This is a genomic window from Roseibium sp. RP-7 (assembly GCF_053005225.1).
The window spans coordinates 1,041,962-1,055,095 of record NZ_JBRKQA010000001.1; the positions used below are offsets into that span (position 1 = coordinate 1,041,962).

General features: G+C 59.4%; 13 protein-coding genes. 7 read left to right on the forward strand and 6 right to left on the reverse strand.

The annotated features are described in order from the left end of the window. Window positions 1-165: 165 nt before the first annotated feature. The gene (locus ACVDG9_RS04750) at window positions 166-1,101 is read left to right on the forward strand and encodes a GlxA family transcriptional regulator (protein ID WP_023001935.1); all 936 of its coding nucleotides are present in this window, start codon (window positions 166-168) and stop codon (window positions 1,099-1,101) included. A 6-nt stretch (window positions 1,102-1,107) separates the two neighbouring features. Here the strand turns inward: ACVDG9_RS04750 and ACVDG9_RS04755 are convergent, their stop codons facing one another. Beyond that, entirely contained in the window at window positions 1,108-1,764 is a 657-nt protein-coding gene (locus tag ACVDG9_RS04755) for a GntR family transcriptional regulator (RefSeq protein ID WP_055657918.1), read from the reverse strand. Window positions 1,765-1,897: 133 nt separating this feature from the next. Between ACVDG9_RS04755 and dctP the strand changes: the two genes are divergently transcribed. From dctP to ACVDG9_RS04785, 6 genes are all read left to right on the forward strand, one after another. Next, window positions 1,898-2,884 (forward strand): TRAP transporter substrate-binding protein DctP, encoded by a 987-nt coding sequence (gene dctP / locus ACVDG9_RS04760; protein WP_023001933.1) that lies wholly within the window; start codon window positions 1,898-1,900, stop codon window positions 2,882-2,884. 75 nt (window positions 2,885-2,959) lie between these two features. After that, window positions 2,960-3,508, forward strand: coding sequence for a TRAP transporter small permease (locus tag ACVDG9_RS04765; protein WP_055657921.1), 549 nt, complete (start codon window positions 2,960-2,962; stop codon window positions 3,506-3,508). After that, window positions 3,508-4,824 carry a TRAP transporter large permease gene (locus tag ACVDG9_RS04770; RefSeq protein ID WP_023001931.1) on the forward strand — a complete coding sequence of 439 codons (1,317 nt, stop codon included), beginning with the start codon at window positions 3,508-3,510 and terminating at the stop codon, window positions 4,822-4,824. Before ACVDG9_RS04765 ends, ACVDG9_RS04770 begins: the two co-directional genes overlap by 1 nt. Then, window positions 4,824-6,089, forward strand: coding sequence for a malonyl-CoA decarboxylase (locus ACVDG9_RS04775; protein WP_075282303.1), 1,266 nt, complete (start codon window positions 4,824-4,826; stop codon window positions 6,087-6,089). The genes ACVDG9_RS04770 and ACVDG9_RS04775 overlap by 1 nt, the downstream gene beginning before the upstream one ends. Window positions 6,090-6,181: 92 nt before the next feature. After that, the gene (locus ACVDG9_RS04780; RefSeq protein WP_447237383.1) at window positions 6,182-7,699 is read left to right on the forward strand and encodes a malonate--CoA ligase; all 1,518 of its coding nucleotides are present in this window, start codon (window positions 6,182-6,184) and stop codon (window positions 7,697-7,699) included. 105 nt (window positions 7,700-7,804) lie between these two features. Beyond that, the gene (locus tag ACVDG9_RS04785; protein ID WP_055657928.1) at window positions 7,805-8,308 is read left to right on the forward strand and encodes a YqhA family protein; all 504 of its coding nucleotides are present in this window, start codon (window positions 7,805-7,807) and stop codon (window positions 8,306-8,308) included. Window positions 8,309-8,395: 87 nt separating this feature from the next. Here ACVDG9_RS04785 and ACVDG9_RS04790 read toward each other — a convergent pair whose 3' ends face one another. The 5 genes from ACVDG9_RS04790 to ygfZ form a co-directional block, all read right to left on the reverse strand. Continuing rightward, the gene (locus ACVDG9_RS04790; protein WP_023001927.1) at window positions 8,396-9,565 is read right to left on the reverse strand and encodes a cell wall hydrolase; all 1,170 of its coding nucleotides are present in this window, start codon (window positions 9,563-9,565) and stop codon (window positions 8,396-8,398) included. A gap of 313 nt (window positions 9,566-9,878) precedes the next feature. Continuing rightward, window positions 9,879-10,922, reverse strand: a complete 1,044-nt coding sequence (locus ACVDG9_RS04795) for an NUDIX hydrolase (RefSeq protein WP_075282304.1) — start codon at window positions 10,920-10,922, stop codon at window positions 9,879-9,881. A gap of 20 nt (window positions 10,923-10,942) precedes the next feature. Then, window positions 10,943-11,449, reverse strand: coding sequence for a tyrosine phosphatase family protein (locus tag ACVDG9_RS04800; RefSeq protein WP_447237384.1), 507 nt, complete (start codon window positions 11,447-11,449; stop codon window positions 10,943-10,945). A 54-nt stretch (window positions 11,450-11,503) separates the two neighbouring features. After that, entirely contained in the window at window positions 11,504-12,166 is a 663-nt protein-coding gene (locus ACVDG9_RS04805; RefSeq protein ID WP_447237385.1) for an HD domain-containing protein, read from the reverse strand. Between the two features lie 23 nt (window positions 12,167-12,189). Continuing rightward, entirely contained in the window at window positions 12,190-13,104 is a 915-nt protein-coding gene (gene ygfZ, locus ACVDG9_RS04810; protein WP_447237386.1) for a CAF17-like 4Fe-4S cluster assembly/insertion protein YgfZ, read from the reverse strand. Window positions 13,105-13,134: the final 30 nt, after the last annotated feature.

A 13,134-nucleotide genomic window follows, 5' to 3' on the forward strand; every position in this document is an offset into this window, starting at 1 on the left:
GTTCGAGCCGATGAAGATGGTGAAGGCAGGATACCTGTGAGCGCTAGATTGGACGAAGCACAAGTTTCCCCAGGGCGGAAATCCTCTCCGGCCCCCGGCCGAAGCGAAGGGGATGACGGCGGAGAGGCGCTTGCCTTGCGAACCGTCGAGATCTGCTTTCTGCTCATGAGAAATTTTTCCCTGCTCTCCTTTGCCTCTGCAATCGAGCCTCTGCGGATCGCGAACAAGGTGTTGAAACGCAAGGCCTTCACATATCGATGCTGCAGTCTGGACGGCAGCGATGCCGTTGCAAGCAACGGCAGCACCATACGGGCCGACTGCGCCATCGGCGATGTCGAACGGCCGGATCTTCTTGCGGTCTGCAGCAGTGACGATGTGGAACGCATTGGGCTGACACTGGCTCAGAAGGTTGCGATCCGGAAACTGGCCAACCGCTCCAGCCGGATCGCAGGCATCTGCACTGGTGCCTATGTGTTGGCCGACTTCGGCCTGCTGGACAACAGGAACTGTACGATCCACTGGGAATATGCCGATTTCTTCAAGGAGCGGTTCCCGGATGCGCGGCTGGTGGACAGTCTCATTCAGACGGACGGCAAGTACATGACCTGCGCCGGGGGAACCTCCGCGCTCGATCTGATGATCGGCTTCGTGGCCCAGGTTCACGGCGGTGCGGTTGCCGCGGACGTCGCCGAAATTGCCCTTCATCACGACTGGCGCAGTGGCAATGAGCGGCAGCACAAGCACATGCGTGATGATCTGGAATCCGTCTCGCAGCGAGTGCGCAGCAGCATCGCCCTGATGACGGAGAACGTCGTCGAGCCGCTCTCCTTGCAGGAGATCGCGCAGAAACTGGACGTCAGCCCCCGCCAGTTGCAGCGGGAATTCCAGAAATATCTGAAGTGCAGCCCGCAGGAATATTACGCAAAGGTTCGTCTGGACATTGCCCGCCAGCTCGTCTGCCGCACCTCAATGCGCATGATCGACATCGCGATGGCCTGCGGCTTTGCCAGCGCATCCCATTTTTCGAAACGCTACCGGTCAGCCCTCGGCACAAGCCCTGCCGCGGACCGTCAGCAGCATGGCCGGGTTTTCGAATTCTAGAAGGACTTACTCGGCTGCGGGCTTCAGGCTTGCCATCAGGTGATGGAATTTCTCGCCCTGTACGGAAACGTGCCGACGGATGGCAGCCGCCGCCCGTTCACCGTCGGCAGCCTCGATGGCGGCAACGACGTCTTCATGTTCGGCCATGGATTGTTTCATGCGCCCGCGCACGCGAAGCTGCACCCTTCGGAAAGGCTGCAGACGCCGTTGAAGGCGAAGGCATTCCTGCTCCAGAAAACGGTTGCCTGACTGACGGTAGATGATGGCGTGGAATTGTTCGTTTTCCAGATAGTAGCCATCCGTGTCCTGCGCCTCGACGGCGTGTTTGCAACGCTCGTTTGCAGCGTGAAGATCGGCAAGGGCAGTTTCGGAAATACGCGCGGCAGCCAGGCGTGCACTCACGGCTTCCAGCTCTGCCATCACTTCGAACATTTCGATCAGTTCCACCGGGCCGGGTTGCCGGACGAAGACACCGCGGCGGGGTATCTGCACGACCAGACCGGACTGGGAAAGCCTGTGAAGGGCTTCCCGGACCGGTGTTCTGGAAACCGAAAACCGGCCCGCAAGCTGAACCTCGTCCAGCCTGTCGCCATCGGCGAAAGTGCCGTCGAAAATCAGCCCTTCAAGCGCATCCGCGATGCGGTCGGATCGTTTTCTTTCCATGTTTCGCATTTAGCATAGGAGTTTTTCGCGCGCAATATTGTCGATCTTGTATACAAAATCACTTGACAGAAAAACATCACATGAGGGTAAGATCAAATTCCGGTTCCTGTCCGGAACCATCAGGGAGGAAAAAATGAACTTCAAATTCTCAGCGTCGGTTGCTGCCGTGACGCTTTTCGCCAGCGCGCTCACCGCCAACGCGACCGAGCTGCGCCTGTCTCACCAGTGGTCCACCGGCGACGTTCGCCACAAGGTGGCCCAGATGGTTGCCGACGACGTGGCGGCGGCCGGTGTCGATCTCGACATCAAGATTTTCCCGTCCCAGTCGCTTTTGAAGGCGCGCGAACAATATAAGCCGCTGTCTCGCGGTCTGCTGGACATGACCGTTCTGCCGCTCAGCTATGCCGGTGGCCAGCAACCTGCCTATAACCTCACCCTGATGCCGGGTCTGGTGAAAAACCATGACCATGCGGCCCGCATGAACGAAAGCCCGTTCATGGAGGCCATTGAGGGAATCATGGCCGAGGACGATGTGATCGTGCTGGTGCACGGTTACCTGGCCGGCGGCTTTGCAGCCAAGGACAAGTGCATCACCAAGCCGGAAGACATGCCGGGCCTACAGACCCGCGCTGCGGGCAAGGCCTTTGAGCAGATGCTTGCAGGCGCAGGCGCGTCAATTGCCTCGATGGCGTCTTCGGAAGTCTACAATGCCATGCAGTCCGGTGTTCTGGACGCGGTCAACACCTCGTCCTCGTCCTTCGTCAGCTATCGCATTTACGAGCAGGTGTCCTGCTACACCCCGGCTGGCGAATATGCGCTCTGGTTCATGTACCAGCCGCTCCTGATGAACAAGGCCAAGTTCGAGAGCCTGACCGAAGACCAGCAAAAAGCGCTGCTTGCGGCTTCTGAAAAGGCGCAGGCTTTCTATCTCGAAGAAGCCAAGAAGGAAGATGCGGCCTCTGCAGAAGTCTTCCGTGAGAACGGTGTCGAAATCGCCGAAATGACCGCAGCGGACTTCGATGCCTGGCGGGCTCTTGCCAAGGAAACCTCCTACAAGGCGTTCGTGGAAGAAACCCCGAACGGTCAGCAGCTTCTCGATCTGGCATTCGCCGTCGAATAAGCGACTGAACTTGCGGGGCGGCCTGAAAGCCGCCCCGAAACCTGTTCCAAAGGACCTCATTTCAAGGAGTGACCCATGGCGGGCCACAGTACGGCTGCGGTAGCGCATGCCGGCAGCAACCCCTTCTTGCGCGTTGTCGCAGCGATTTCGACCGTGGCCGGCTGGTGTGCGGCAGCGATGATCGTTGTCGCCGTCGTCGTCACTTGCCAGATGATCTTCGTGCGCCTCGTGCTCAACGCTTCCACCGTCTGGCAGACCGAAACGGTCATTTATCTGGTCATCGCCGCAACCCTTGTGGGGCTGCCTTACGTTCAGCGGCTTCGGGGGCACGTCAATGTCGACCTGTTTCCCCTGTCGCTGGCACCACGTGCCCGCTTCGTGCTGGCCTGCATCACGCTGTCAATCTCGATCCTGGTGATGGCGATGATGCTCTTCTACGGCACTGAATTCTGGTACCTCGCCTGGTCGAAGGGCTGGACCTCAGACACTGTCTGGGGCGTCAGGCTCTGGATCCCGTATCTGTCGATCCCCGTTGGGTTCGGACTGCTGCTGCTGCAGCTCGCCGCAGATCTTTACGCGGTTCTCATCGGTATCGACAAACCCTTCGGTCTGGAGGACAAATAATGGATCCCTTGCTGCTCGGCGCCCTGGTGGCGGTCGCCACCATCCTGGTCCTCTTCTCCGGCATTTCCGTTGCGATCGGTCTGTTGATCGTTTCCGCCGGCTTCCTGCTGGCATTCGACGGCTTCCGGTCGCTCGAACTGATGCCCGAAATCCTGTTCGGCAAACTTGATAACTTCGCCCTTCTGTCGATCCCAATGTTCATCATCATGGGCGCCTCCATCGCCTCCACTCGGGCGGGGGCCGATCTCTACGAGGCTTTGGAACGATGGCTCACCCGGGTACCCGGTGGACTGGTCGTCTCGAACCTCGGTGCATGCGCCCTGTTCGCTGCCATGTCCGGGTCTTCACCCGCCACCTGTGCGGCCATCGGCAAGATGGGTATTCCGGAAATGCGCAAGCGCGGTTATCCGGATGGTGTCGCTGCCGGTTCCATCGCCGCGGGGGGCACGCTCGGCATCCTGATCCCGCCGTCCGTCACGATGATCGTCTACGGCATTTCAACCGAAACTTCGATCGGTCGTCTGTTCCTGGCAGGTGTCATTCCCGGCCTGATGCTGATGGGCCTTTTCATGGCTTGGTCGCTCTATTCGACCTGGCGCAGCGGCAATGCCAGCGTGCTCAGCGCGGGCAACTATTCCTGGGCGGAAAAGTTCGAGATCCTGCCGCGCGTCCTGCCGTTCATGCTCATTATTCTGGGTGTGCTCTATGCCATGTACGGCGGCATCGCGACACCGTCTGAAACCGCTGCCGTCGGCGCTCTGCTCTGTCTGCTGATCGCGGTCATCATCTACCGGCTCTGGAGCCCGAAACTGCTCTGGACCGTGCTGCGCGACAGTACGCGGGAAAGCGTGATGATCCTCTTCATCATCGCGGCAGCCGGTGTCTTCTCCTACATGCTGTCGTCGCTTTTCATCACGCAGGCGATTGCAGAATGGATCGGTACGCTGTCCGTCAACCGCTGGATCCTGATGGCGGCAATCAACGTCTTCCTGCTGATTGCCGGGTTCTTCCTGCCGCCCGTCGCGGTGATCCTGATGGCGGCACCGATCCTGCTGCCGATCATCACCACAGCCGGCTTCGATCCGATCTGGTTCGCGGTTGTCCTGACCATCAACATGGAGATCGGTCTGATCTCTCCTCCGGTCGGGTTGAACCTCTACGTGATCAACGGCATCGCTCCGGACATTTCCTTGAAGACGATCCTCACCGGGTCCCTGCCATTCGTGGCGTGCATGTTCGTGGCGATCGTCATCCTCTGTCTGTTTCCGGAACTGGCCACCTGGCTGCCGGACGTGGTGATGGGAGAAGCGCGGTGATGTTTCTGGCCGATCTGCTGACGACCGTTTTCGAACGAAGATACCTGTCGAAGGGGGCGGACAAGGCGGATGACCGTCCGCTCGAGGCGCTCGTCGCCGATCTGATCGGTGCAACCGGGGAGGTCTCCGGGCAAAATCTTGCCCGGCAGATCCTCAGCCGGTATGGCGCTCTCAATGACGAGGAGAAACGTGCCTTCTTCCGTCATCTCGCGGAAGGTCTGGCCGTATCGGCTCCGGCTGTCAGATCGGCGTTGGAGCATTATGAGAAGGGGCAGTCGAAGGCCAGTTACCGCGAATTCATGGAGGCTGTCGAACCTCCGCGGCAGGAACTGATCCGGCGGCTCAACCAGGTTCCGGATGCAACCCGGCTTCTGGTCGGCATGCGCGAGGACCTGTTGCGCCTCAGCAAGGGCGATGATGCCCTTCAGGCGCTTGATCTGGACTTCCGGCATCTGTTTGCCAGCTGGTTCAATCGCGGCTTCCTGGTGCTTCGGCCGATCAATTGGGAAAGCCCGGCCCAGCTTCTGGAAAAGATCATCGCCTATGAAGCCGTTCACGCGATCGACAGCTGGAGCGATCTTCGCCGGCGTCTGGAACCTGTCGACAGGCGGTGCTTCGCGTTTCTGCATCCGGCAATGCCGGATGAGCCGCTGATCTTCGTTGAAGTTGCCCTGACAAAGGGAATTCCAGGCTCCATCCAGGGTCTTCTTGCCGAAAACAGAACCCAGATCGAAGCAGATACGGCGGATACCGCGGTGTTTTATTCGATCTCCAACTGCCAGGCCGGCCTTGCAGGGATATCCTTCGGCAACTCGCTTATCAAACAGGTGGCCGCGGATTTGTCACTTGAGCTGCCCAAGCTCAAGACATTCGTCACCTTGTCGCCGATCCCGGGGCTGGTCCGCTGGCTGGAAGGCGAGGGGATCGACCACGGCTCTGCCGACGAGGATACCTTGCGCAAGCTTGCAGCCCGGTACCTGATGACCGCAAAGCGCAAAGACGGTCTGCCGCTGGACCCTGTCGCCCGCTTCCACCTTGGCAACGGCGCATTGGTTCACCAGGTGCACGCAGGCGCGGATCTTTCCGACAAGGGAATGAAGCAGTCTGCCGGCGTCATGGTCAATTATCTCTACGATCTGGAGAAGGTAACCCAGAACCATGAGAGGTTCGCTTCGACCCGGACAATTGCCGCTTCATCTGAAATCAAATCACTCAGCACTGCTGGAGAAAATGCGTTCACTTTAGAGCTATCCGCACTGAACTGAATGCGGCTAATAAGCTCTAACAATATAGAATCGATCAGCTTTTTGGCCTTGCAAGGTTAGATCGAAAGCCTGCTGATCCAGGAGCCCCATAGATGACAAACCCACTCTACGACCAACTGTTCGGAAAGCATGCCGGCAAGAACACACCCTTTCTGATCTTTCAGGACGGCTCCATCCTGACCCATGCTGCGTTTCTGGAAAGCGCGGCGCAGATTGCCCATGTTCTGACCGACAACGGCATGGTGGCTGGCGACCGTCTCGCCGCCCAGGTCGAAAAGTCAGCCACGTCTCTGGCTCTTTACGCGGCCTGTGCCCAGGCGGGGATCGTGTTCCTGCCGCTCAATACGGCCTACACCGTCGATGAGCTCAGCTACTTTATCGAAAACAGCGGTGCCAGGACCGTGGTCTGCGACGGTGACAGCAAGACCTTGCTGGACCCTGTCGTCTCTAAACTCGGCGCCCGCCTCGAGACGCTCAACGCTGACGGAAGCGGGTCGCTGACGGATCAGGCCAAAGCCAAACCCACCGAATTTGCAACAGTGGAACGAGCGCCGGACGATCTGGCCGCTTTCCTTTACACCTCCGGCACGACAGGGCGGTCGAAGGGGGCAATGCTGACACAGGCGAACCTGTTGTCGAATGCCGCCACCCTGGCGGAACTCTGGCGCTTCACCGACAAGGATGTGCTGCTGCATGCCTTGCCGATCTTCCACACTCACGGGCTTTTCGTTGCGACCAACGTGTCGCTGGCTGCTGGTGGTGCCATCCTGTTCCTGCCGAAATTCGATCTCGACGCCATGATCGATCTGATGCCCAAGGCAACGACGATGATGGGCGTGCCGACCTTCTACACCCGATTGCTTCAGGACGAGCGTTTTACGGCGGACCTCACAAAGGGCATGCGGCTGTTCATTTCCGGAAGCGCGCCGCTGCTTGCCGAAACGCACCGGCAGTTCGAGGAAAGGACCGGTCACCGGATCCTGGAGCGATACGGCATGACCGAAACCAACATGAATACCTCCAACCCGTATGAAGGCGAGCGCCGCGCCGGGACAGTCGGTTTCCCGCTCCCGGGCGTGGAACTGAAGATCACGGACCCCGCGACAGGCGACACGTTGCCGGCCGAAACGGTTGGCCAGATAGAGGTGCGCGGCCCGAACGTCTTCAAGGGGTATTGGCAGATGCCGGAGAAGACCGCTGCCGAATTGCGGGAGGACGGCTTCTTCATCACCGGTGATCTCGGGATGATCGACGCAGACGGTTATGTCCATATCGTCGGGCGCAACAAGGACCTGATCATTTCCGGTGGCTACAACATCTACCCGAAGGAGATCGAGTTGATCCTGGATGCCCAGCCCGGGGTTCGGGAAAGCGCCGTCATTGGTGTGCCGCATTCCGATTTCGGAGAAACAGTGCTGGGCCTGGTGGTGCCGGATAGCCCGGAAACGCCCGATCTGGACGCGATTCTTGCTGTTGCCGGAACATCGCTCGCCCGTTTCAAGCATCCGCGGAAGCTTGTTCTGGTCGACAGCCTGCCGCGCAACACCATGGGCAAGGTCCAGAAGAACGTTCTTCGCGAGCAGTTCAAGGACACTTTCGCAACCGCTTGATCTCAGCCGTTTGATCCGGCCGGCATCTATCGCCGGCCGACCTTCCGGGTTGGTCTGCAATCCATACTCGTGCTAGCTCTGAAGAAGGACAGTCAGGGCAGGCACATGAGCGAACGTGAGAACGAAGACCGCAAGATCCCGGCAAGCGATCCGGTAATCAGGCTGACCCGCTACGCGCAGGTTCCGATCCTGGCCGGTCTGTCTGTTGCCATGGTGCTGTTTCTCGTCACCTTCTTCGTCGATATCTACGACGCGATCCAGAGCTTCGAGTTTCTGGACCGAAAGAAGACGATTCTGTTGATTCTCAATCTGCTCGACATGGTGTTCATCGCCAATCTGGTGATCATGGTGGCGACCAACACCTACAACACCTTCCGGCTGAAGGCCCTTGTGCAGGGCGATGACTACATCCAGCAGGGCGAGAAGGCCTACAGGCGGATGAAGCACCGGATCGTCTCGACGATCATCATCATCTCATCGATCCACGTATTGAGCGAACTTCTGGAATTTTCCCAGACCACACCCCTTCAGGTTGCCGCCCTTCTGGGGTTTCATCTCGTCCTTCTGGCAACCTATGTGGTCACCAACGTCTTCAAGTCGAGCGACTGACGGGAAAGCACGGGCCACAGGCATCTGAGGACGCCTATGGCACGAGCAGGCCGAAGAAGGACTTGGGGAAGGCCCCGGGCGGCAGGATCAGTTCCATCCGCCGGCGTAGGTCTTGTAAAAGATGTGCAGGCCGACTTTGCCGCGTTTTGCCATGGACTTCGCCCACCGCGGGTTGACGTAGGTCGCATGATAGTGCGTCGAAGCGTCGACCATCTTCGAATAGCGCTTGCCGTCAGCGACATCCCTTGCCAGCTTCTGGGCCGTTGCCCAGGCGGTCGGGCTGGAAATACGATCCTTGATACCATCGCAGGCAAAGGAGAACTGGCAGCGGTTGCGTTTGTGGCGGTTCTGGTAAACGACGCCGCAGATGCTGTCCGGGTAGGCCGGGTTCTTGACCCGGTTCAACACGACCTGCGCGACGGCCACCTGGCCATCTTCGCTTTCACCGCGAGCTTCGAAGTAGATGGCCTCGGCAAGGCAGCGCTGCTCTTTCTTGTCTCCAACGGACAACGGTAGCGGCTTTTGCGCCCACCAATGCGGGTTGTCGGGATCTTCCGGCGGCGGCAGCTCCTGCTCGTACATGGCAGCGCCGAACAGCGCGTCGAAGGGTTCCTTGGTTTCCTTCACGCTTTCAGGAGCGTAGGCGGAAACGAGGGAGAAGCTGGCGGCAGCGGCATTGCGCGCCATCATGACCTTTTGCAGGTCCAACGGCCCACCTTCCGGGAAACCATCCTTGCCGTTGCTGGCGAGCATGCTGGTTTCCTGGGAGTTGAGCGGCTGTGCCTTGACGAAGGCGACGCGCGGCAGATCCTCGTGTTTCTTCTCCGTCGAGATCAGGCTCGACATGGCGTAGAGATTGCCGGCTGCCCTGTCGACCATCTGGCGGTCCGGCGCCATCGTGATCAGGCGGTCGCTTTTGGCGGTGCTGTTGGTGAGGATCGTATCGGGCACTTCGGTCGGCCTGGCGTTCATGGCGACCTCTTCAAAACCGACGAGTGGCCTGGCCTCGAAATCCTCATCTGCCGACGTCAGTGTCAGGATCGGTGCAGAGATATGGTCGGGTACCGGCGTCGTGCCGAGCGCCAGTTTCGGTGCAACCTTCGTCGTGAAATTCGCTGGCTCAAGATACATCATCCAGCGCGGCGATTCCGCCTTGCGCGAGTTGACGAGCGAAAAGATGTCCTGGTTTCCAACCGATCCGCCGATACCGAGCCAGACCAGTGGGCAGGCAACAAGAACATATTTGAGCCGGCGCATACGCGCACGGACCGGGCCGAAATCTTGTGTCACTTTAGAAGAAAACCGCTTTCCGTTGCGGGACTTAAGGCCAGACATACGCAGCCAACTCCAACTCGTTACACATCGTCCCGAAAACGCCGGACGAACAGCGTGAACGCTGTGTAAACAACGACGCTGAAATTGAAGATGTCTGCTTAACCTTGAAAGAGCGTTAATAAGACTGGAATTCGTGGAAAATCGTGGAAGTTTTCGCGCCGATAGGAGGAGTTATGGTTAATATTACTAAGGACTTAACTTTAATGGCCGTGTCGAAAAAAAACGCAGAAAGCCGTCAGCGCCCGCCTACACGAAGCCCGGGGGCAGGCCGTTCGCTCAACAATTGGTGGCGGAACCGGAACAGGGCGGCCGGGCGGCCCCCGGTCGCGGTCGACGTTGCACCGGTCGGTTCGACAAGGTCGGCGTTTTCTACCAGGCGGCGGAAATTCTGCTTGTGCAGATGGCGTCCCGAAATGGCCTCGACAGAGGTTTGAAGCTCGGTGAGCGTGAAGGTCTCCGGCATCAGTTCGAAGATCACCGGTCGGTATTTCAACTTGCCGCGCAACCGGGAAATGGCTGTCGCCAGCACCCGGCGATGGTCGAAGCGCATCGACGCGCCGAGAAAAGGCAGGTTTGACCGCCGCAGGGCCGCGGGCCGTCCATCGGTCCGGGCTTCTTCGACGAGGCCAGCCTCATAAAGAAGTTCGAACCGCTCCAGCGCCCGTTCTTCATCCCAGGAAGTCCCGCCGGTGCCAAAGGCAAGCCGCACCCGTTCCTGACGCCCAAGTGGTTTGGGCGGCTCACCCGAAGGCGGCGGTTCGCTGGACCAGGCGTCGAGAGCCGGCAGAATGTCCCGATCCAGGACCTCGGGACGCCCGGTGCGCCAGTCTTCCCAGGGGAAATAGTCGTACCAGGAACGCCATGCCGAATCGTGCCGCAGAAGCATGCTTTCCGAATCCGGGGTCTGACGTGTCAAAGCCAGATACCCGACCGAAACCACATGCGGTCCTTCATCACCGAAGACCCGGTGCCGGCCACGGTCGCCGAAAGTGTAAAGCTGTTCGACATATCCCAATCTCAGCGCGGTCTGGTTTTCCACCCAGGAACGCAGGCCGATTTCGAAGGTGCGGTGACGGATCGGGTCGAATGGACCAAACGGAAGGCTGTCGAGTGTTGCCTCACCCGGCGCGTTCGTGCCGCTCTCTGCTCCGGTTTGCTGGCCTGTCTGTGTACTGGCCTCCTTCGCATCGTTCACGTGAACGATCTGGGGCAGGCCTCCGGCAACCGATACGATGACGGCATTCAATCCGATTTCAATATTGGCTTGCCGGTGGGGCATTGCGTCTCCGTGGATGGTCGTCAGTCGATCGGCATGACAAAGGGGTTGCCTTCAAAGGCATTTGCACCGCGGCCGATGCCCCGGATCGCGTCGATCATGCGGCCATCACGGCCGAGAATCTTGTCGCCCATCGCAACAATCCGGGCGTTCGGTGTGGCCGACGGCGACCGTGTCCGAAGGATCTTCGCAAGATCGTATTCATCCGCATTCGGGTTGAGCGCACAAGCTGCCACATAGGCACCGGCCGTCGAGCGGCTGATGCCTGCCCAGCAGTGTATCACCAGTGGTTCCTGCTGGTCCCAGGATCTCACGAAGGACAGAAAAGCCTCCACTTGCCTTTCACTGGCCGGAACCAGCCCCTTCACCGGCGTTACAATGTCGTTGAAGGCAAGAAACAGATGGCGTTCCGGCAAGATACCGACGGGTGTCGGCACGCTCATTTCGGCGTTGATCAGGGTGATCACGGATTTGGCGCCGGTGGAGACCACCGTTTCGGGCAATTTCGACAGGGAACAAACGTGCAGCATGACAGAACCGGTTCTTCGTATCCGTCAATAAACTAGGGTCATTCGTGGGCAAGGTCACCCGTTAGCTTGTCTGCTTTTCGGGTTGTTCCCAGCTTCGCGCAGGGCTTCGATCGCTTCAAAGCGCTGCATGAACATTTCCTGGGCAGATTTCACCGGCAGAGGCTCAAGGCCGTAACGCAACTTGCCGTTCGCATCGAGCGGAAAACCACGTGGTTTGCCGAAAATCTTGGCAGCTTCGTCTTCGTCGAAACCGGCCAGTTCCACCGCCTCGAAATAGGCACAGATGATGTCAGCGCGCTTTGCGAGCTTCTTCACGGCCACGGGAATTGCCGCGGGCAGACCGAACCGCAGGTGGATTGCCCCCTGCAGGCGTAATTCCACCCCCTTGTAGGCTTCACCAATGACGGACTTGAAGGGGGATATCATGTCACCGATGACATATTCCGGTGCATCATGGAGCAGAACAGCCAGGCGCCAGTGCGGCGGCAGGTCCGGTTTCAGCATCATGGCGATGTCTTCAACGATCAGCGAATGTTCCGCGACCGAGAAGGCATGGTTGCCATAGGTCTGTCCGTTCCAGCGGGCGACACGGGCAAGGCCATGGGCAATGTCGGAGATCTCGACGTCGAGCGGTGAGGGGTCCAGAAGATTGAGCCGTCTGCCGGACAACATGCGCTGCCAGGCGCGCGGGGGCTGGTCGGTTCGGGCAGAGGCCATCGGTCCTCAAAGGTCTCGCGGTTTCAATCCGCGGTGCTGGGCTCCGGCAAGGAAAACGATGCCCAGTCGGGCACCTTGACCAGAATCTCCGCGTCACCGCATTGCAGAGGGATGCCGTTGTCCTTGGCTTGGGCTACCTTGTCAAGACGGAGCAGGGCAAGGCCCACAGCGCTGTCACCGGTACCGGCACTGGACCCGAGCGCCCCGACGGATTTGCCGCCGGCCATGATATCGGCGCCCTTTTCGGGGAGCATCGCGCCGCTTTCGATCTGAACGAACCGCTTGCGGGCGCTGCCCCGGTGCTGCATGCGCGAAACCACTTCCTGGCCGACGTAACATCCCTTGGAAAAGGAGACACCGCCAAGCTGATCTAGATCGGCATCGTGAGGGAAAATATCCGAGTAGTCGTAGTCTTTCAGACCTTCCGGCACGCCTTTTGAAATGCGGTGAAGATCATAGGCTGCAACGTCCGCGGGTGAACCGTCGAGCATTGCGGAAAGATCAGCCACTGAACCGGAAATGCGCATCCCGAGCGCTGGCAGCCGCGGATCCGTGACGCAGGCCAGGGCTGCCTCCAGACCAAGGTTCGAAGCGTTGCCCGCTTCCGAGGCGTCATCCCAAACCGCAATCACACCAATGTCTTCCGGCAGCAGTTCCAGTTCCACCTTTGCCCGCAGCCGATAGAATGTCAGCCGTTTCAGAAGGTCGGCTGCCGTTGCTGATGGGGCATCCAGCAGATACCCGGTTTCGACGCGGTAAATCAGGAAATCGAACAGGATCTTGCCCTGGGGCGTCAGCAGGGCTCCTGCGCGAGCGCCGCCTTCCGCCATGCCGTCGATATCCGCCGTCACCAGGTTTTGCAGGAAATGCTGTGCCTCGGCACCGCCAACGCGGATCAACGAGCGGTCGGACAGGTGGGCATAGGACAGGGTCGACACGGCAGGCTCCATGGAACGGATGACTGTTTC